Annotated in this window: 16 protein-coding genes and 1 riboswitch; of the genes, 3 read left to right on the top strand and 13 right to left on the bottom strand. The window is 68.2% G+C overall.

What is annotated here, in order from left to right:
* The first annotated feature begins 52 nt into the window (after positions 1 to 52).
* Together carB and DDE75_RS01955 are read left to right on the top strand one after the other, a co-directional pair.
* Complete coding sequence (gene carB, locus DDE75_RS01960; protein WP_108500692.1) at positions 53 to 3391, top strand: carbamoyl-phosphate synthase large subunit; 3339 nt, start codon at positions 53 to 55, stop codon at positions 3389 to 3391.
* Positions 3392 to 3596: 205 nt separating this feature from the next.
* Positions 3597 to 4790 carry a CAP domain-containing protein gene (locus tag DDE75_RS01955; protein ID WP_108500691.1) on the top strand — a complete coding sequence of 398 codons (1194 nt, stop codon included), beginning with the start codon at positions 3597 to 3599 and terminating at the stop codon, positions 4788 to 4790.
* On the opposite strand, the gene cobF is transcribed toward DDE75_RS01955, so the two are convergent.
* The 6 genes from cobF to cbiE all read right to left on the bottom strand — a co-directional run bounded on the left by cobF (position 4787) and on the right by cbiE (position 10070).
* Positions 4787 to 5524 (bottom strand): precorrin-6A synthase (deacetylating), encoded by a 738-nt coding sequence (gene cobF, locus DDE75_RS01950; protein WP_108500690.1) that lies wholly within the window; start codon positions 5522 to 5524, stop codon positions 4787 to 4789. The two genes, DDE75_RS01955 and cobF, sit on opposite strands and share 4 nt — an antisense overlap.
* Positions 5521 to 6186 carry an energy-coupling factor ABC transporter permease gene (locus tag DDE75_RS01945; protein WP_108500689.1) on the bottom strand — a complete coding sequence of 222 codons (666 nt, stop codon included), beginning with the start codon at positions 6184 to 6186 and terminating at the stop codon, positions 5521 to 5523. The genes cobF and DDE75_RS01945 overlap by 4 nt, the downstream gene beginning before the upstream one ends.
* A gap of 33 nt (positions 6187 to 6219) precedes the next feature.
* Positions 6220 to 6441: riboswitch (cobalamin riboswitch) on the bottom strand.
* Between the two features lie 20 nt (positions 6442 to 6461).
* Complete coding sequence (locus tag DDE75_RS01940) at positions 6462 to 7787, bottom strand: cobyrinate a,c-diamide synthase (protein WP_108500688.1); 1326 nt, start codon at positions 7785 to 7787, stop codon at positions 6462 to 6464.
* The gene (cobM, locus tag DDE75_RS01935; RefSeq protein WP_108500687.1) at positions 7784 to 8557 is read right to left on the bottom strand and encodes a precorrin-4 C(11)-methyltransferase; all 774 of its coding nucleotides are present in this window, start codon (positions 8555 to 8557) and stop codon (positions 7784 to 7786) included. Before cobM ends, DDE75_RS01940 begins: the two co-directional genes overlap by 4 nt.
* Positions 8554 to 8883 carry a cobalamin biosynthesis protein gene (locus DDE75_RS01930; protein WP_108500890.1) on the bottom strand — a complete coding sequence of 110 codons (330 nt, stop codon included), beginning with the start codon at positions 8881 to 8883 and terminating at the stop codon, positions 8554 to 8556. Before DDE75_RS01930 ends, cobM begins: the two co-directional genes overlap by 4 nt.
* Positions 8880 to 10070: a precorrin-6y C5,15-methyltransferase (decarboxylating) subunit CbiE gene (gene cbiE / locus DDE75_RS01925; protein ID WP_108500686.1), complete on the bottom strand. Its 1191-nt coding sequence runs from the start codon at positions 10068 to 10070 to the stop codon at positions 8880 to 8882. Before cbiE ends, DDE75_RS01930 begins: the two co-directional genes overlap by 4 nt.
* Between cbiE and DDE75_RS01920 the strand changes: the two genes are divergently transcribed.
* Positions 10069 to 10812: a cobalt-precorrin-6A reductase gene (locus tag DDE75_RS01920; RefSeq protein WP_108500685.1), complete on the top strand. Its 744-nt coding sequence runs from the start codon at positions 10069 to 10071 to the stop codon at positions 10810 to 10812. The two genes, cbiE and DDE75_RS01920, sit on opposite strands and share 2 nt — an antisense overlap.
* On the opposite strand, the gene cobJ is transcribed toward DDE75_RS01920, so the two are convergent.
* The 7 genes from cobJ to DDE75_RS01885 are packed head-to-tail and all read right to left on the bottom strand — an operon-like array spanning position 10788 to position 18614.
* Positions 10788 to 11522, bottom strand: a complete 735-nt coding sequence (cobJ, locus tag DDE75_RS01915) for a precorrin-3B C(17)-methyltransferase (RefSeq protein ID WP_108500684.1) — start codon at positions 11520 to 11522, stop codon at positions 10788 to 10790. The two genes, DDE75_RS01920 and cobJ, sit on opposite strands and share 25 nt — an antisense overlap.
* Positions 11519 to 12262, bottom strand: coding sequence for a precorrin-2 C(20)-methyltransferase (locus tag DDE75_RS01910; protein WP_108500683.1), 744 nt, complete (start codon positions 12260 to 12262; stop codon positions 11519 to 11521). Before DDE75_RS01910 ends, cobJ begins: the two co-directional genes overlap by 4 nt.
* Before the next feature lie 3 nt (positions 12263 to 12265).
* Positions 12266 to 12895, bottom strand: coding sequence for a precorrin-8X methylmutase (locus tag DDE75_RS01905; protein ID WP_108500682.1), 630 nt, complete (start codon positions 12893 to 12895; stop codon positions 12266 to 12268).
* Positions 12895 to 13998, bottom strand: coding sequence for a precorrin-3B synthase (gene cobG / locus DDE75_RS01900; RefSeq protein ID WP_108500681.1), 1104 nt, complete (start codon positions 13996 to 13998; stop codon positions 12895 to 12897). Before cobG ends, DDE75_RS01905 begins: the two co-directional genes overlap by 1 nt.
* The gene (cobN, locus tag DDE75_RS01895; RefSeq protein WP_108500680.1) at positions 13995 to 17213 is read right to left on the bottom strand and encodes a cobaltochelatase subunit CobN; all 3219 of its coding nucleotides are present in this window, start codon (positions 17211 to 17213) and stop codon (positions 13995 to 13997) included. The genes cobG and cobN overlap by 4 nt, the downstream gene beginning before the upstream one ends.
* A complete protein-coding gene (gene cobW, locus DDE75_RS01890) occupies positions 17213 to 18256 on the bottom strand; it encodes a cobalamin biosynthesis protein CobW (protein WP_108500679.1) in 1044 nt (347 codons plus the stop codon). The genes cobN and cobW overlap by 1 nt, the downstream gene beginning before the upstream one ends.
* A gap of 4 nt (positions 18257 to 18260) precedes the next feature.
* Positions 18261 to 18614 (bottom strand): DUF1636 domain-containing protein, encoded by a 354-nt coding sequence (locus DDE75_RS01885; RefSeq protein ID WP_108500678.1) that lies wholly within the window; start codon positions 18612 to 18614, stop codon positions 18261 to 18263.
* Between the last annotated feature and the right edge of the window lie 85 nt (positions 18615 to 18699).

Raw genomic sequence — 18699 nt, 5'->3', positions numbered from 1 at the left:
ATAACCCCGGACGATTTGCCGCGATCCATCATCCAAGCCCGGGGGCAAGACCATGCCGAAAAGAACCGACATCAAATCGATCCTGATCATCGGGGCAGGACCGATCGTCATCGGCCAAGCCTGCGAATTCGACTATTCCGGCGCCCAGGCCTGCAAGGCCCTGCGCGAGGAAGGATACCGGGTCATCTTGGTCAACTCGAACCCTGCGACGATCATGACCGATCCGGAAATGGCCGATGCCACCTATATCGAGCCGATCACCCCCGAGATCGTCGAGAAGATCATCGCCAAGGAACGCCCCGACGCGCTTCTGCCGACGATGGGCGGGCAGACCGGTCTAAACACGGCGCTGGCCTTGGCCGACAATGGCGCGCTGAACCGCTATGGCGTCGAACTGATCGGCGCGCAGCGCAGCGCCATCGAGATGGCCGAGGACCGCAAGCTGTTCCGCGAGGCGATGGACCGCATCGGCATCGAGAACCCCAAGGCCACCATCATCGCGGCCCCCAAGTTGGCATCGGGTAAATATGACATCAACGCCGGTGTCACCCAGGCCATGGAGGCGCTGGAGGAGATCGGCCTGCCCGCCATCATCCGCCCCGCCTTCACCTTGGGCGGCACCGGCGGCGGCGTGGCCTATAACCGCGACGACTATGAACGGATCGTGCGTTCGGGGCTGGATGCCTCGCCCATGGCGCAGGTGCTGGTCGACGAATCCCTGTTGGGCTGGAAAGAATACGAGATGGAGGTCGTGCGCGACCGCAACGACAACGCCATCATCGTCTGCGCCATCGAGAACGTCGACCCGATGGGCGTCCATACCGGCGACAGCATCACGGTCGCCCCCGCGCTGACCCTGACCGACCGCGAATACCAGATCATGCGCAACGGCAGCATCGCCGTCCTGCGTGAGATCGGCGTCGAAACCGGCGGCTCGAACGTGCAATGGGCGATCAACCCTGAAGACGGCCGCATGGTCGTGATCGAGATGAACCCCCGCGTCTCGCGCAGCTCGGCGCTGGCGTCGAAGGCCACGGGTTTCCCCATCGCCAAGATCGCCGCGAAACTTGCCGTGGGCTATACCTTGGACGAGCTGGACAACGACATCACCAAGGTGACGCCCGCCAGCTTCGAGCCCAGCATCGACTATGTCGTCACCAAGATCCCGCGTTTCGCCTTCGAGAAATTCCCCGGCAGCAAGCCCGACCTGACCACCGCCATGAAATCCGTGGGCGAGGTGATGGCCATCGGCCGCAGCTTCCACGAATCGCTGCAAAAGGCGCTTTGCGCGATGGAAAACGGGCTGACCGGTCTGGATGAGATCGCCATCGAAGGCGCCGCCGAACAGGGCAAGCCCGCCGTGATCGCAGCGCTGTCCAAGGCAACCCCCGACCGCATCCGCGTCATCGCCGAGGCGATGCGCTTCGGCCTGTCCAACGATGAGATCCAGCGCGTCACCAGCTTCGATCCCTGGTTCCTGGCCCGCATCCGCGAGATCGTCGATGCCGAACATCAGGTCCGCGAAAACGGCCTGCCGCAGGATGCCGACGACCTGCGCCAGTTGAAGATGATGGGCTTTACCGACGCCCGCCTCGCACATCTGACCGGCCAGGACGAAGAGGCCGTGCGCCGCGCCCGCCGCGCCTTGGACATCCGCCCCGTCTTCAAGCGCATCGATACCTGCGCCGCCGAATTCGAGGCGCAGACCCCCTATATGTATTCCACCTATGAAGCGCCCGCGATGGGCGACGTGGAATGCGAATCCCGCCCGACCGACGCAAAGAAGGTCGTCATCCTGGGTGGCGGTCCGAACCGGATCGGTCAGGGGATCGAGTTCGACTATTGCTGCTGCCACGCCTGCTATGCGCTGACGGATGCGGGCTATGAAACCATCATGGTCAACTGCAACCCGGAAACGGTCAGCACCGATTATGACACCAGCGACCGCCTGTACTTCGAGCCGCTGACCTTCGAACACGTGCTGGAAATCCTGCACACCGAACAGCAGAACGGCACGCTGCACGGCGTCATCGTCCAGTTCGGCGGCCAGACGCCCCTGAAGCTGGCCAATGCGCTGGAGGCCGAGGGCATCCCGATCCTGGGTACCACACCCGACGCCATCGACCTGGCCGAGGATCGCGAACGCTTCCAGGATCTGCTGAACCGTCTGGACCTGCGCCAGCCCGTGAACGGCATCGCCAGCACCGACGAACAGGCCATGGCCATCGCCGCCGACATCGGCTTCCCGCTGGTGATCCGCCCATCCTATGTCCTGGGTGGGCGCGGGATGGAGATCGTGCGCGACATGGACCACCTGCGCCGCTACATCACCGAGGCGGTCAATGTCTCGGGCAAGAACCCGGTGCTGCTGGACAGCTATCTGACCGGCGCGATCGAGGTGGACGTCGATGCCCTCTCGGACGGCGAGAACGTCCATGTCGCGGGCATCATGGAGCATATCGAGGAAGCGGGCGTCCATTCGGGCGACAGCGCCTGTTCGCTGCCCCCGCATACGCTTTCCCCCGAGACCATCGCCGAGATCAAGCGCCAGACGGTCGCCATGGCCCGCGCCCTGCATGTGGTCGGCCTGATGAACGTGCAGTTCGCGTTGAAGGACGGCCAGATCTTCGTCCTCGAGGTGAACCCCCGCGCCAGCCGCACAGTGCCCTTCGTCGCCAAGGCCACCGACAGCGCCATCGCCTCGATCGCTGCACGTCTGATGGCGGGCGAGCCGATGTCGAACTTCCCCGAGCGTGCGCCCTATCCCGCCGATGCCGGCCCCGAGGACGATCTGCCCTTCGCCGATCCCCTGACCCTGGCCGATCCGATCACGCCGTGGTTCAGCGTCAAGGAGGCCGTGCTGCCCTTCGCCCGCTTCCCCGGCGTCGACACGCTGCTGGGGCCGGAAATGCGCTCCACGGGCGAGGTGATGGGCTGGGACCGCAACTTCGCGCGCGCCTTCCTCAAGGCGCAGATGGGCGCGGGCGTGGCCCTGCCGCATGAGGGTTGCGTCTTCGTCTCGGTCAAGGATACCGACAAATCCGAGGCGCTGGCCGAGGCTGCGCGCGATCTGGTGGCCATGGGCTTCACGCTGATGAGCACCTCGGGCACGGCCGATTTCCTGGCCGCCGCAGGCGTTCAGACGCAGCGCGTCAACAAGGTCTACGAGGGGCGTCCCAACATCGTCGACCGTCTGAAGAACGGCGAGATCGCGATGGTCCTGAATACGACCGAGGGCGTGCAGGCCATCGCCGACAGCCGCGAGATCCGTGCCGTCGCCCTCTATGACAAGATCCCCTATTTCACCACCGCCGCGGCCAGCATCGCGGCCGTCGCCGCGATCAAGTCGCGCGGCGAGGGTGAGGTGGGCGTCCGCAGCCTGCAGGCATAAGGCGCTTATCGCCGGCCCCCCCGCGGGGCCGGCGATTGACTTTTGTCAGTCTGGCAAGGTCCACGCTTCGATTTGCGACCGTCTTCTGCTAATGCAACTTGGGATTGCAGCCCGCTGCGCCCGGATCGATGGCATTCGATGCATATCGTATTTGGTCGAAGGCACCTGATGGGCCAAGATCACCCATCTGATGTCAGAGGATCCCATGTCGCAAGCCACCGAAGCCGAACGATATTTCCTTGAACTGGTCAACCGCGCCCGCGCCGCCGAGGGCCTGCGCCCAGTAACACTGGAAACCCATCTGAACGATTCGTCGAACAGCCATAGCGGGTGGATGCTGCGCAACGACGTCTTTTCGCATCGGGGCGCGGGTGGATCCTCGGCGACCGACCGCGTACGCGCTGCCGATTTCCCGCTAGAGGTCAGCTGGCGCGTGACCGAGAACCTGGCCTACATCTCGGTCGATCGGGACGGATCGCTGTTGGACGAGGTCGAGCAGCTGCATCGCAACCTGATGAACAGCCCCGGTCACCGCGCCAATATTCTGGACCCGGACGTCGAATACATCGGCATCGGGCTTCAGGTTGGCGATTTCAACGGCCATCAGATCGTCATGGCCACGCAGAATTTCGCCTCGACGCTGGGGGAGGTGAACCTGGATCTGGCGGCGGGGGTCACGGTCACGCAGATCGACCGCCCCTTCATGGGGGCCATGTCCAAAGCCGCTTGGCTGGACGCGCATGACCCTCTGTCGCCAAACCCCACGGGAACGGGCGCGGATGACCGCATCATCAAGGGCGCTGCCGACAACACGCTGTCGGGCCGGGGCGGCGATGACCTGATCGCGGGGGGCGCAGGCGACGACGTGCTGCGCGGCGGCCAGGGGCATGACTTCCTGATGGGTCAGAAGGGAAGCGACCGGCTTGTCGGGCAGATGGGCCGCGACGTCCTTTCAGGCGGGGCGGGTTCGGACAGTCTGCTGGGCGGCGCGGGTCGTGACCACCTGAAGGGGGATGCGGGCAACGACCGCCTGTTCGGGCAGGCGGACCACGACCGCCTGCTGGGCGGCGGCGGCAACGATACGCTGGATGGCGGGCTTGGCCGCGACACGCTGATCGGAGGGGCGGGGGCGGACCGTCTGACCGGTGGGGCGGGCGCGGATCAGTTCATCTTCGGGGGCACCATCGGCCGCGATACGGTCACCGATTTCACCGCAGGGCAGGATCGCCTGCTGATCGCGGATCGGCTGGTCCCCGGATCGATGGCCGATTTCATGGAAGATCATATCCGCCAGACCGCCGATGGCGTGGTGATCGACCTGTCAGGCAACAACCGCATCCTGGTGCAGGGGCAGGGCATCTCGGTTCAGGATGTGGCCGACGACATCTTCCTTTTCTAGGTCCGCGCCAGCAGATAGCAGTCCATGATCCAGCCATGCGCGGCCCTTGCGGCGGCGCGTCTGTCGATGATGCGGGGGCCGACCTGCGCGACCGTGCCATGCTCCAGCATCTGCTGCGGCATGCCGAGGAAGGCCCCCCACCAGATGCGGGTCTGCCCCGGCATCCGGTCGAAGGCGCAGCCGCCGTCCAGCATGACGACCACCCGCTCGACGCCCTCGGGCCAGCCGTGGTCGCGCAATTGGCGCCCGGTGGTGATCTGCACCGGGGCGCCCAGATCGTTTAGCGGAATGGCATGGGCCGCGCAAAGTGCCTGAATGGCGGTGATGCCGGGAATGACCGAGACCGCCAGATCCAGCCGTGCCGCGATCCGCAGGCTACTGTCGTAAAGCGACGGATCGCCCCAGACCAGCAGCGCCACCTTGCCGCCATCGGGCAGGTGGCGATCGATCTGGCCGCGCCAGGCGTCCGCGATGGCATCGTGCCAGCGATCGACCCCGCCCAGATAGTCGGGGTCGCCTGCATCGCGGCGAGGCAGCTCAAACTCCGCCAGCTGCACCGTCCCTTTGGTCAGATGCCGATCCAGCATGGCACGGCGGATGCCCGCCAGATCGGCCTTGTCGTCACCCTTCAGCGGGATCAGCACCAGATCCGCCTGCTGCATGGCGGTGATCGCCTGCAGGGTCAGTTGGTCCGGATTGCCCGTGCCGATCCCGATCAGGGTCAGCGCGATCATGCGTAGAGGCGCTGCGTGACCAGCCCGGTCCGGCCCAGCCCGCGCATGGATTTGGCGCCTGCCAGCACGGCCAGATCGACCAGCGGCTCCAGCGCGATGACCAGCATATAGGCCGCGCCGAAGGTCGCGACGCCGGACCATGCCTCGATTCCCTGACCATAGAAGGCCCAGAAGGCGACCCATGCAACGATCCCGCCCTGGAACGCCGTCGACAGCGCCAGCGCCTGACCGTATGTCAGATCGACATAGGCGGTTTTCGGCGCGATGATCCGGCCAGCCAGCGCCGACACTGCGAACAGCGGCACCAGAAGCGAGGTGACGTTCATCCCGTATTGCGGCAGATCGGCGGGTGCAAAGAACAGCCCCTGCGTCAGCAGCCCAAGCGCCAGCCCGATGGCCGCAGGCGCCGCGCCGAACAGCAGGAACAGGGTGGACCCCATGATCAGGTGAACCTCGGAGACGCCGACGGGGGCGGTGGGCAGCACCTGGAAAAAGATGAAGGTGGCGATGGTGGCCAGCAGGCTGCGGCCTGCCAGCGACAGAAGCCCGCGCTCGCGAAGGGCATCAAAGGCGATCTTCAGGGTATAGATGCCTGCCGTGGCTGCGGTGGCATAGCCAAGGATCAGCTTGGCGCCGGTCACGACGCCATGTTCGATATGCATGTTCAGTCTCCTGTAGCCGTCATCCCCGACGGCGGGAAAATTCTCTGCATGGCCGGTTTCCTGGCTTGCGGGTCAGCGCGTGGCGTCGGCCTTCCCGGGCGCTCCGGCCCAGTGACACAAGTGACGCACGCTCTCCGCATACAGTCGCGGGGGCGGCTGAGGCTTCGGGTGCCGCGATTGGGTCCACCCTTCCTCATTCCCGATGAAGCCCGACGCTTGGGCGTCTTCACGGGCACCATTCAGGGGATCAGATAGACGTGATCGGCCCGCGCGCGTCAAGTCGCCGCGGGGGCGATCATGTGAAAGAAGGTGCCGGTGACCTGACCGCCATGGGTGGCGCGGAAGGACCCGGTTTCGGGCACCGCCGCGCCATTGGCATCCGTGACGCGGGCCAGCGGCGCATCCGGCTGATCGGTGATCGAGGCATAGCGGAACTCATGCCCTCGCAACGCTTGTTGACCGATGCCCGGGAAGGGTGCGACCAGATCGGCGCGGCGGTATCCCAGATGCATGCGGCGCTTGTGATAGCTGGTTTCCAACCCCAGCAGGCCCAGCATGCGGTGGCGTTCGCCCCCCGCATCGACCAGCCCCGCCCCAAGCGCCATGTAGCCGCCGCATTCGCCATGAACGGGGCGCGTCGCGGCAAAGCGGTGCATGGCGTCGCGGAAATTGTTGGCGGCGGCCAGTTTCGGCGCGTGCAGTTCGGGATAACCGCCCGGCAGCCAGCAGCAATCGGCGCTGTTATCGGGGGCTTCATTCGCAAGCGGCGAAAACGGCAGGATCGTGGCCCCCGCCTTGCGCCACGCCTGCAGGACATGGGGATAGGTGAAGCTGAAGGCCGCATCGCGGGCCAGCGCGATGCGGCCCCCCGGCGGGACGATCGGCAGGGGTGCATCGGCCTCGGGCAGGGCGCGGCTGGCGGCGGCGGCGATGATGGCGTCCAGATCGCAATGCGCGCCGACGAAATCGCCCGCGTGGTCAAGGATGGCCTGCAGTTCGGGGGTTTCCTCGGCCTGCACCAGTCCCAGGTGGCGTTCGGGCAGGGTGATGTTGCCTTGCCGGGGCAGGGCGCCCAGGACGGTGATGCCCGCCTCGGCCATGCCTTCGCGGATCAGGGCGTCGTGGCGGGGTGAGGCCACGCGGTTCAGCACCACGCCCGCAAAGGGCAGATCGGGCCGCAGCGTCGCAAAGCCCCGCGCCACCGCCGCCGCCGATTGCGCCTGGCCCGAGACGTCGAGGATCAGCACGACCGGCCAGCCCATCATCTGCGCCACCTCGGCGCTGGAACCGATGCCGGTTTCGCCGGGCGTCGCCACCCCGTCGAACAGCCCCATCGACCCTTCGGCCAGAATGATGTCGGCATCGGGCTGTCCCGTCACATGACCGATGATCCGCCCCGGCTGCATCGCCCAGGCATCCAGGTTGAAGGACGCCCGCCCGGATGCCGCCGTATGGAATGCCGGGTCGATGTAGTCGGGCCCCGATTTGAAGGGCTGCACCGCCATGCCCCGCCGCCGCAGCGCGGTCAGCAGGCCCAGCATCAGCATCGTCTTGCCCGTCCCCGAGGCGGGGGCCGAGATCATCAGTCCGGGGGTGCTCATTCGGGAAACCTCGGTTCTTGACCGAGAGGGCGGTATCGGCGGTCGTAATCGGCGGCATAGAGGCGGCTGTCGTCGAAGCCCTCGGCGCCAAGGGCGGGGCCGACAAGGATCAGCGCCGTGCGGTCGATGCCTTGGGCGGCCGCCGCAATGCCCGACAGGATCGACCGGATCACCCGCTGGTCGGGCCAGCTTGCCCGCCAGACGACGGCCACGGGGCAGTCAGGCCCGTAATGCGGCGTCAGATCGGCCACCACCTGGTCCAGCGCATGGATCGACAGGTGGATCGCCAGCGTCGCGCCGGTTGCCGCGAAGGCGGTCAGGCTTTCGCCCGCAGGCATGGTCGATGCCCGCCCCGGCGTGCGGGTCAGCACCACCGATTGCGCCAGACCGGGCAGGGTCAGCTCGGCTTCCAGCGCGGCGGCGGCGGCTGCGAAGGAGGGCACCCCCGGCACGACCTGCACGGGGATATCCAGCGCCCGCAGACGGCGCAGCTGTTCGCCCATCGCCGACCAGACCGACAGATCGCCCGAATGAAGCCGCGCCACATCCTGTCCTGCGGCGTGGGCCGCCTGCATTTCCGCGATGATCTGGTCAAGGCTGAGGGGCGCGGTGTTCACGATCCGCGCACCCGGCGGGCAATGGCTCAGCAGGGCGGGGGGCACGAGGCTGCCCGCATAAAGGCAGACGGGGCAGGCCGCGATCAGGTCGCGCCCGCGCAGGGTGATCAGATCGGCCGCGCCGGGGCCTGCGCCGATGAAATGGATGGTCATGGAACCTCTGCGATGGCGATGGTGATCCGGCCACAGGCCGAAGCGATGCGCGGGCCGGTCAGGCGGGCGGTGGGTCCGGCGGCGACAAGGGCCGCAGCCTCGGCCACCGATCCGGTGGCGTGAAGCGACTGGACGCGCGGGGATCGGGTCGGGGTTTCGACGCCCGCCACCGACACGATCCGCAGGGGCAGACCCAAATGGTCGGCCAAGGGGCGAAGCAGCGCGGCACGCTCGGGGATAGTGGCCAGCACATCCGCATTGCCGACCGCATGGGCCAGCGCCTCCAACGGGGTGTCGGCACGGCAGCCGATGCCAGCGACCTTCATGCCGTCACCGCCCATTGCACGACGGAGCGCGCAGGTTGCCAGCCGCGCATGCCGCCCAAGGGAGCTGCGCGGGCGATCTCGATGCGCATCAGGTCGCCGCCGTAACGGGCGGACAGGACGGTCAGCAGGCTTTCGGTCTCCAGCGTCACGGCATTGGCCACAAGTCGCGCGCCGGATGGCATCAGGGGCCACAGCGCGTCGAACAGGGCCGCCGATCCGCCACCACCGACAAAGACCGCATCCGGTTCGGGCAGATCCGACAACGCATCCGGGGCGCGGCCATGAAAGGGCGTTACCAGATGACCGACGCCGAAGCTGGCGGTATTGGCGCGGATCAGCTCCAGCCGGTCGGCGCGCGGCTCGATGCAGATGGCATCCCCACCCGCCAGCGCCCATTCGACCGAAATGGCCCCCGAGCCTCCGCCGATGTCCCACAGCAGCGCACCCGGGCGGGGGGCAAGGGCGGCCAGCGTCATCGCGCGGATGGGGGATTTGGTGATCTGGCCCGCATGGGTGAAGCCATCTTCGGGGCGACCGGGAACGGTGCCGATCCCCGTGCCGCGCGGCAGATCCGCGCCGTCGATGGCCACGGCCACGGGGGCGGCGATGTCGTCGGGCTGAGGGTCGTCCGCGCGGGTCCGGCGGATGCGTTCGGCGGGGCCGCCAAGACGCTCCAGCACCGTCAGCTCCGCGGAACCTGAACCTTGGGCACGCAGCCATTCGGCCAGCGCGGCCACCGCTGCTCCGTCGCGCAGGGTGGCGATGATGCGGCAACCGCGTGCCAGATGCAGGCGCAGCCGCGCGAAGGGCGCCGCGTGCAGACCAAGCGTCACCACGCCCTCGGCCCGCCAGCCAAGGCGTGCGCAGGCCAGCGCGACGACGCCCGCGGCGGGCAGCGCGATCCATTCATCGGGCGCAAGATGCCCCGCCAGCGTGCCGCCCGCGCCATGCCAGAAGGGATCGCCCGAGGTCAGCACCACCACCCGCCGACCCCTTGCGGCCAGAACCGGCGCGATGTCGAAGGGCACGGGCCAGGGGCAGCCCTTGTCTGCGACCGCGGCCAGCGCCAGATGACGAGGCCCACCAAAAACCAGATCGGCAGCGGCCAGAGCCTCTCGACTTGCATCGGGCAGGCCGGGCAGGCCATCTTCGGTCAAACCGATGATCGTCAGCCAAGGCTTATCCATGACACGCATCCTGCTGCTGGGCGGCACATCCGAGGCCAGCGCCATGGCGCGACTGCTGGCAGAGGCGGGCATCGAGGCGCAGTTCTCCTATGCCGGACGCACGGCGGCCCCGGTGGCGCAGCCCCTGCCGACCCGGATCGGCGGTTTCGGCGGCGTCGAGGGTCTGGCGCGGCATCTGCGGCAGGGCGGCTTCACCCATCTGATCGACGCGACTCATCCTTTTGCGGCGCAGATCAGCACCAATGCGGTCCGCGCGGCTGATATGGCGGGCGTCCCCCTGCTGGTCCTGCAGCGACCTGCATGGCAAGCGGCTGCGGGCGATGACTGGACCCATGTCACTGATATTGCGCAGGCGGCGCAGGCGCTGCCGCCGGACCGGACGCATGTCTTTCTGGCCATCGGCAAACAGAACCTCTCGGCCTTCGCGGGCCTGCCGCATCGGTTTCTGCTGCGTCTGGTGGATCGGCCCGACAGCCTGCCATTGCCGGATGCGCGTGTGGTGATCGCGCGTGGGCCGTTTGACGTGGCGGATGACACCCGGCTGATGCGCGACCATGCCATCACCCATCTGGTCGCCAAGAACGCGGGCGGATCGGGGGCCGAGGCCAAGCTGACCGCCGCGCGTGATCTGGGCCTGCGGGTGATCATGATCGACCGCCCCGCCATGCCCGAACGGCATGTGGTCGCGCAGCCCGAACTGGCGATGGCCTGGCTGCATCAGAAAGCCCCGCGCGGGGTATAGACCCATTTGCCGACCCGCCGCGTCGCCGAATTGCCGACCAGCACGACGGTCCGCATGTCTGCCATTTCCGGGGTGGCCTGCGACAGGGGCAGGGTGGTCAGCGCCTCCTGCGGCGTGGTGACGGCGCGGGCGAAGATGACCAGCGTCTCGGGGGAACATTCCTGCCGCAGGATCTCCAGCACGCGGGCGAATTGATGCGGGCGGCTGCGCGATCGCGGGTTGTAGAAGGCCATGGCGAAATCGCCCCGTGCGGCGTGGCGCAGGCGGTGCTCGATCAGCTCGAAGGGCTTGAGGTTGTCCGACAGGTTGATGGCGCAGAAATCATGCCCCAAGGGCGCACCAGCACGCGCCGCCGCCGCCAGCATCGCGGTGATGCCGGGCAGGATGCGGATGTCGGTGTCATATCGGTCGGGCTGACCCTCCAGCGCCTCGAACAGCGCCGAGGCCATGGCGAAGACGCCGGGATCGCCCGAGGATACGATCACCACCCGCTTGCCATCCGCCGCCATCTCCAGCGCCATGCGGGCTCGGTCCAGCTCGACCCGGTTGTCCGAGGGGTGCAGCGCCAGCCCCGGACGCGCCGCCACCCGCGCGACATAGGGGATGTAGCCGATGACATCGGTGGCCTGATCCAGCGCCTGCGCGACCTGCGGCGTGACCAGCGCGTCATCGCCGGGACCAAGACCCGCGACGGTGATCCAGCCGCTCATTCCGCCACCTGCGGCAGGGCCATGGGGCGGCGGCCCTGTCCGTGGACCATGACGATGGCGAAATAGGGGCAATCGGCATCGGCGACCTCGGCCAACCGCGCGATGCGCTGGCCGGGCATGGTGCCGCGCTCGATCAGCCAGGCGTCCTCCAGCCGTCCGCAGGCGGCCAGGGCGCGGCGGACCTTGGGCAGGTTGCGGCCCGTCTTCATCACCACCAGTGCGTCGGTCGCGGCGATATGGCGGCGCAGGTCGGCTTCGGGCAGGGTGCCCATCAGCACGGTCAGCACATCGTCGCCCCATGTGATCGGCGTGCCGCTGGCGTTCCAGCATCCCGCCATGCCGGGAATTCCCGGAATGACCTGCATCGGGACCACGTCGCGCAGCCGCACGTAGAGATGCATGAAGGAACCATAGAGGAAGGGATCCCCCTCGCAGAGGACGACGACATCCTCGGTTGCTGCCAGTTCCTGCAGGCGCGCGGCCCAATCGTCATAGAAGGCCGCCAGCAGGTCGTTGTATTCGGGGCTGTCGAAGGGGATTTCCGTCGTGACGGGGTATTCCATCGGGTATTCGCGGGCATCTGGCGCCAACATGCCCTCGACGATGCGACGTGCCTGCCCCTGCCGTCCGGGCTTGCGGAAGAAGGCCACATGGCGCGCGCTGCGGATGGCGCGGTCGGCCCGGACCGAGATCAGGCCCGGATCGCCCGGTCCCAGCCCTGCGCAGATGATCTGTCCCATCGGTTATTCCTTGCGGCTGGCCAGCGCGTTGATCGCGGCGACGGTGATGGCCGACCCGCCAAGACGGCCCTTGACGATGACCGAGGGCACGGGCGGGGCGGCCATCAGCGCATCCTTGGATTCCGCCGCGCCGACGAAGCCCACGGGGCAGCCGACGATGGCAGCGGGGCGGGGGCACTCGGGGTCCTCCAGCATGTTCAGCAGGTGGAACAGCGCGGTCGGCGCATTGCCGATGGCGACCAGCGCACCCTCCAGGTGGGGGCGCCACAGTTCCAGCGCGGCGGCGCTGCGGGTGTTGCCCATGTCGCGGGCCATGTCGGACACGCGGGGGTCGTTCAGGGTACAGATGACCGGATTGTCGGCAGGCAGACGGGCGCGGGTGACGCCCTCGCTGACCATGCGGGCGTCGCACAGGATCGGCGCGCCTTGTGCCAAGGCGGCGCGGGCGATGGTCGCCATGCCGGGGGTGAAGCGGACATGGGCTTCCAGCCCGACCAGGCCCGCGGCGTGGATCATGCGGGTGACGACGGGTTCCTCATCGGCGTCGAAGCGTGCCAGGTCGGCCTCGGACCGGATGGTGGCAAAGGACTGGCGATAGATCGCGGCCCCGTCCTTTTCGTAGACATGCGGCATCAAAGCACCTTCGGCAATTGGTCGGGGTGAAGCCCGCGCAGGGCGGGCGCATCATGTGCGCAGCCATAGCGGATCAGGTCGAAGCCCCACGGCGTGGCCGTCAGGGTGATGTCGGCGGCACGCGGCCAGCCGCAACCCTTGGCACAACCCGAGACGTGCAGCACGGCGTCCGGGGCCATCAGGGGGCTCAGGTCGCGGGCCAGCGGGCGGGTGGCGGCATGGGATTGGGTGCAACCCGGTGCGCCTGTGCAGGCACGCACCCGAAGGCGCGGGTCCCCGGCATCAAGGATCAGCCCGGGCATCGGCGGCAGATGGCGCGCGCCCTGCACCAGCAGCATCCGCCAAGGCGTCAGGCGCAAGGGCCCCAGCCTGCCAAGGCGGCGCAGCGTGCCGGGGGGGACCTGTCCGAATTCGAAACCGACCAGCACGCCTTGGCTCAGGGATGCAGGCTGCGCACGAGGGGCCGGATCATTCGGCGCCAGGTCGGCGCGGGGCGTGATGCCGCCTGCGATCAGCGCTGCCATGCGGCCGCGCCCGTCGGGGGCGCCGCCTTGTTCCAAAAACCATTGCGCCAGTCCCACCGCATCGCTTGGGGTGCCGAAAGCCGTCCCCTTTGCCATCCCGTCCGCGCGCAGGATCAGGCCTTGCCCGGAACATTCGATGCGGATGTCGGCCGGGTCGTGCGTCAGCACCGGCACAGAGCCGGTATCGACGGCAAAGCCGAACTTGGCGGGCAGGGGCAGGGCGCTGGCGGCCAGCGCGGCTTCCAGATCGCGCACCAGCGCATCGGTGGCATCGCCGCCGAAGGGGGTGACGATGATGTTGCGCCGCGTCTCGGTGACGATGTCGGGATCGATCAGGTCCAGCGCACGCAGATCGGCGATCAGGGGCGCATGGGTTGCGGGTGTGACGCCCCGCAGTTGCAGGTTGCCGCGTCCGGTCAGGTCGATCAGCCCGTTGCCGTGGGTTTCGGCGGCATCGGCGATGCCCGCGGCCTGTTCGCGGCTCAGCATGGCGCCCCGTGGCTTGATGCGCACGACCAGGCCATCGCCCGATTGCATGGGGCGCAGCGCGCCGGGGCACCAGCCCTTCACGCCGATCATGCGCCCGCACCCAGATCGGCAGCGATCGAGTTTCTGCGCGTCGCCCACAGTCCCGCATCATGCAACCGCCGGAACAGGTCGCGCAGGGCGGCCAATGCGGCGGGATTGGCGTCCTGCATGAAGGCGGTGATGTCATCGCGCCCCAAGGTGGCGTCGTGATAGAGGTCGAAGAGATGCGGCGGCACCGCATCCGCCAGATGGGCGAAGGCCGCCATGTGGTCCAGCGTGGCGGCGATCTCGGCGGCTCCACGAAAGCCATGGGCGGTCATGGCATCGGCCCAACGCGGATCGGTGGCGCGGGCGCGGACGGTGCGGGCGATCTCCTCGGTCAGGGTGCGGGCGCGGGGGCGGTCGGGCTGCGTGGCGTCAAGATGATAGAGCGCGGGCGCATCCGCACCGATACGGGCCATGGCGGCGGCAAAGCCTGCTTCATGTGCGGCGTAATCGGCGGCCAGCAGCAGGTCGCTTTCGGGCAGGTCCTGCGCATGGACAAAGCTGTCGGCGGTCTGCAGGCGGGCCTCGATGCCGCTGCGGTCCTGCGTGACCGCGCCATCCTGACCGATGGTCCAGCTGGAGGCCGCGATCCACGCCTCGCCCGCGGCCTGCCGCGCGGCATCGGTGAAGGTGTCGGGGGCGGTGCCCATGCCCAGCCCGTATCGCCCCGGTTCGGGGCCAAAGACGCGGGCCATGCGGGTGGCATAGGGGTTCATCTCGGGCGCCTCGTCACGGTCGGCCAGCGCCTGCGCGCCGGTCTCGAACAGCTGCGCCAGCACGGGAAAGACATCGCGGAACAGGCCGGACACCCGCAGCGTCACGTCGATGCGCGGGCGGTCCAGCAGGGCCAGCGGCACGATCTCCACGCCCGACACCCGGCCCGAGCCGTCATCCCAGACAGGCTTCAGCCCCGCCAGATGCAGGGCCATGGCAAACTCCTCGCCCGCGGTGCGCATCGTGGCGCTGCCCCACAGATCGACGACCAGGCCGCGCGGCCAATCGCCGTGATCCTGCAGGTGGCGGCGCAGCAATTCCTCGGCCAGCTTGACGCCTTGGGCGTGGGCGGCGCGGCTCGGCACCGCGCGAGGATCGGTTGCGAACAGGTTGCGCCCCGTAGGCAGCACGTCCCGCCGCCCCCGCGCGGGCGATCCCGACGGTCCCGGCGCGACATGACGTCCCGACAGCGCGTCCAGCAGGCCCGCGCGTTCCTGCGCCCCGCATTCGCCTTGGCCGAAGATATGCAGACCCTGGCCGTATTGGCTTTCCTTGATGTCGCAGACGAAGCGGTCGATGCGGGTGATCGCCTCGGCCTCGGACGCATCGGGCGGGATGCCCAGGTCGCGGTCCACCCCAAGCGCGCGGGAGGTGTCGCGGATGTCGGCCACCAGCCGGTCGCGGCGCGCGGGGTCCAGCCCGTCGGCGGTGGAATATTCGTCCAGCAGCCGTTCCAGCCCCGCCATGGCGTCGGGCAGGGTGGCGGCCAGCATGGGCGGCGGCAGATGCCCAAGCGTCACGGCCCCGATGCGGCGCTTGGCCTGCGCGGCCTCGCCAGGGTCGTTGACGATGAAGGGATAGATCACCGGCAGCGCCCCCGTCAGCGCCTGAGGCCAGCAGTCGCCCGACAGCGCCACCGATTTGCCCGGCAGCCATTCCAGCGTGCCATGCGCCCCCATGTGGATCATCGCATGCAGCCCTTGGGATCGCAGCCACAGGTAGAAGGCGACATAGGCGTGGCGCGGCACGCGGGTCAGGTCGTGATAATCATCGTCGCGGTTGGCGCGATGGCTGCGTTCGGGTTGCAGCGCCATCAGCAGCTTGCCCGCGCGGATGGCGGCGAAATGGAAGGCACCGTCCCGCATGTCGGGGTCAGTTTCGGGTGCGCCCCATGCGGCATGCAGATCGTCGCGCAGGGTTGGGGGCAGGGTGGTCAGAGCAGTACGGTATTCCTCCAGCGGCCATGTGATCCGGTCGCGGGACAGGTCGCCCTGAACGGCGGGGACGTCATGGCCGTGATCGGCCAGCAGCTTCGCCATCTGCTGCGCCGAGGCCAGCGCATCCAGCCCCACCGCATGGGCCATCTGCCAGTCGCGGCCCGGATAGGTGGACAGGATCAGCACCAATTGGCGGTCGGCGGCAGGCGTCGCGCCAAGGCGGTGCCAGGCGGCGATGCGGTCGACGGCGGCCTCGACCAGCGCCGCGTCGGGGCGGTGGGCAAAGCGGGAATACTGCAGGTCCGGGTCGCGCTTGGCGGGGGATTTGAAGCTGATGACGCCCGCAAGGATGCGCCCGTCCACCTCGGGCAGGACAACGTTCATGGCAAGGTCGGACGGCGACAGCCCGCGTTCGGCGTTGCGCCATTCGCGGCGGCGGTTGGTGGACAGGGCGACCTGAAAGACGGGGCTGTCGAAGTCATCGAAGGCGCCATTCTGGCCGTACGAAAAGCCCGTGGCGTTGACGATGACGGCAGGGGCCTCGGGCAGGCTGCCGCGCAGCCATTCGTTGAAGCCCGGCGCCTTCAGCGAAGGGGCGAAAGCGCCGCAAGCGGCAAAGCCACGCGCGCGCAGGGCATGGATCAACGCGTCGATGGCGGCGGTATCGGCCGCGGCCAACCAGCTGCGATAGAAGGTGACCAGTGCCAAGGGGCCGAACGGAGGCGTCTCGATCACGCCATTCTCGGGATCATAGAGCCCCATCTGCGGCAGCGTCTTCCGCCCCGTCACGGGGGCCGCGTTCAGCCCTGCGGCAATCGCCATCTGCGCCAGCGCCGCCTGTGCCGCCACCGCCCCGCCCTGATCGCAATGACGGCGCAGCACGCGCAGCACCGATGCCGGCACGGTGGACACCTGATCCAGCCGCGCATCGTCCCGCCCGTCCGCAGGCAGCACGGCCAGCGCGATACCCCGCCGCCGCGCCATGTCCTGCACGGATGCCAGACCATAGGGCCAATAGGCCTCGCCCCCGATCAGGCGGATCAGGATGCCCTTGGCGCCCGACAGCGTCTGGTCCAGATAGGTATCGACCGAGACCGGATGGCGCAGCGCCACAAGGTTGCACAGCCGCAGGGACGGCAGCCCCCCTGCCGCGCGATGCCAGCCCGCCGCGAAGGCGCCAAGATCGCTGTCCGAAAAGGACAGCGCCACCAGATCCGCCGGCGACTGGCCGGGGTCATAGGGGGCGTCGGACTGGTCCAGCCCGTGGCGTTCGCGGAAGACGACATGCATCAGGCAGGCACGCCCGTCAGCATGGCGCGGATCGCGTCGGGGTTCACATCGTCATGTTCGGCGATGACCACAAGCTGCGATTTGCGCGGTTGGCTGCCCCAAGGGCGGTCGTATTGATGGCGGACGCGCGCACCCACGGCCTGCACCAGCAGGCGCATCGGCTTGCCCTGCACGGCGACATGGCCCTTCACGCGCAGGATGTTCTGTTCGACGGCCAGACGCTCGATCGCCGCGACCAGATGGGCGGGATCGGTGATTTCGGGCAGGTCGATGACGACGGTGTCGAAATCCTCATGCTCGTGATCGTCATGACCGTCGTGATGGCTGGGGCGGGCGGCCAGGTCATCCTCGGCGGCGGCGTTCAGGCCAAGGATCACCTGGGGGTCGATCGCGCCTTCGGTCACGGTCAGGATGGGCAGCTTGCGCGGGGCGTGGTCCAGAATGGCGGTGCGGGCGGCGGCGGCGCCCTCATCACCGGCCAGATCGGCCTTGGTCAGCAGGACGACATCGGCGCAGGCGATCTGATCCTCGAAGACCTCGGAGAGGGGCGTTTCATGGTCCAGGCTGTCGTCGGCGGCGCGTTGGGCGTCCACTGCGGCGATGTCGGGGGCGAAACGGCCCGCGGCCACGGCCTCGGCATCGGCCAATGCAATCACGCCGTCCACGGTGATGCGCGACCGGATCGCGGGCCAGTCGAAGGCCTTCAGCAGCGGTTTCGGCAGCGCCAGCCCCGAGGTCTCGATCAGGATGTGATCGGGCTTCTGCGGCAGGGCCATCAGCCGTTCCAGAGTCGGGATGAAATCGTCGGCCACGGTGCAGCAGATGCATCCGTTCGACAGCTCCATGATGTTCTCGGCGGGGCAATTGTCGTCGGCGCAGCCCTTCAGGATTTCGCCGTCGACGCCCATCGTGCCGAATTCATTGACCAGCACGGCCAGGCGCTTGCCTTGCGGGTTCTGCATCAGGTGACGCACGAGGGTGGTTTTTCCCGCCCCCAGAAAGCCGGTGATCACGGTCACGGGGGTCTTGGTCAGATCGGACATGGGGTCACTCCTGCGGGGGGATGCGGGCAAGGCTCTGCTTGCGGAAGATGGCGGGGCGTTCGCGCCAAGGCACGATGCCGTCGCCGGTGGCGGCATAGGCGGCGGCCCCTTGGGCGATATCGGCGGCGTCGGCGGGGGTCAGGCGGCCATAGACATAGGACCACTTGCCCGGTCCCGTCAGCGACACCGAACAGCCCTGCGAACAGGCGGACAGACATTCGACGGGGCGGATCTCCACGCCTGCGGGGGGATCGTCGGACAAGGCCTGATGCAACACCGCGCCGGGGCGGGGGGCATCGGGGTCGTCCATGGGCACCGTGCCGCGGCAGGTGGTGCAGACATGCAAGATGGCGCGCATTGCGGCCCTTCCCTTCTGTGGCATCAGGGGGAAAAGGCCGAGAGGACATGGCACGGGGCATCCGGCCATCACCTGCCGGTCGCGA

This window comes from Paracoccus indicus, from assembly GCF_003056335.1.
GTDB classification, from domain to species: domain Bacteria; phylum Pseudomonadota; class Alphaproteobacteria; order Rhodobacterales; family Rhodobacteraceae; genus Paracoccus; species Paracoccus indicus.
Note: the sequence above shows the minus strand (reverse complement) of the source record. Positions and strands in the feature narration are given on the sequence as shown.

Bases quoted from the DNA above. Each gene is read 5' to 3' on its own strand.
- DDE75_RS01910 (WP_108500683.1), bottom strand. From the start codon at position 12,262: ATGGGACAGATCATCTGCGCAGGGCTGGGACCGGGCGATCCGGGCCTG.
- DDE75_RS01940 (WP_108500688.1), bottom strand. From the start codon at position 7,787: ATGAGCACCCCCGGACTGATGATCTCGGCCCCCGCCTCGGGGACGGGC.
- cobN (WP_108500680.1), bottom strand. From the start codon at position 17,213: ATGCATGTCGTCTTCCGCGAACGCCACGGGCTGGACCAGTCCGACGCC.
- cobM (WP_108500687.1), bottom strand. From the start codon at position 8,557: ATGACCATCCATTTCATCGGCGCAGGCCCCGGCGCGGCCGATCTGATC.
- cobF (WP_108500690.1), bottom strand. From the start codon at position 5,524: ATGATCGCGCTGACCCTGATCGGGATCGGCACGGGCAATCCGGACCAA.
- cobW (WP_108500679.1), bottom strand. From the start codon at position 18,256: ATGTCCGATCTGACCAAGACCCCCGTGACCGTGATCACCGGCTTTCTG.
- DDE75_RS01930 (WP_108500890.1), bottom strand. From the start codon at position 8,883: ATGAAGGTCGCTGGCATCGGCTGCCGTGCCGACACCCCGTTGGAGGCG.
- DDE75_RS01945 (WP_108500689.1), bottom strand. From the start codon at position 6,186: ATGCATATCGAACATGGCGTCGTGACCGGCGCCAAGCTGATCCTTGGC.
- carB (WP_108500692.1), top strand. From the start codon at position 53: ATGCCGAAAAGAACCGACATCAAATCGATCCTGATCATCGGGGCAGGA.
- cobG (WP_108500681.1), bottom strand. From the start codon at position 13,998: ATGATCGGCGTGAAGGGCTGGTGCCCCGGCGCGCTGCGCCCCATGCAA.
- DDE75_RS01920 (WP_108500685.1), top strand. From the start codon at position 10,069: ATGACACGCATCCTGCTGCTGGGCGGCACATCCGAGGCCAGCGCCATG.
- cobJ (WP_108500684.1), bottom strand. From the start codon at position 11,522: ATGAGCGGCTGGATCACCGTCGCGGGTCTTGGTCCCGGCGATGACGCG.
- DDE75_RS01955 (WP_108500691.1), top strand. From the start codon at position 3,597: ATGTCGCAAGCCACCGAAGCCGAACGATATTTCCTTGAACTGGTCAAC.
- DDE75_RS01905 (WP_108500682.1), bottom strand. From the start codon at position 12,895: ATGCCGCATGTCTACGAAAAGGACGGGGCCGCGATCTATCGCCAGTCC.
- cbiE (WP_108500686.1), bottom strand. From the start codon at position 10,070: ATGGATAAGCCTTGGCTGACGATCATCGGTTTGACCGAAGATGGCCTG.
- DDE75_RS01885 (WP_108500678.1), bottom strand. From the start codon at position 18,614: ATGCGCGCCATCTTGCATGTCTGCACCACCTGCCGCGGCACGGTGCCC.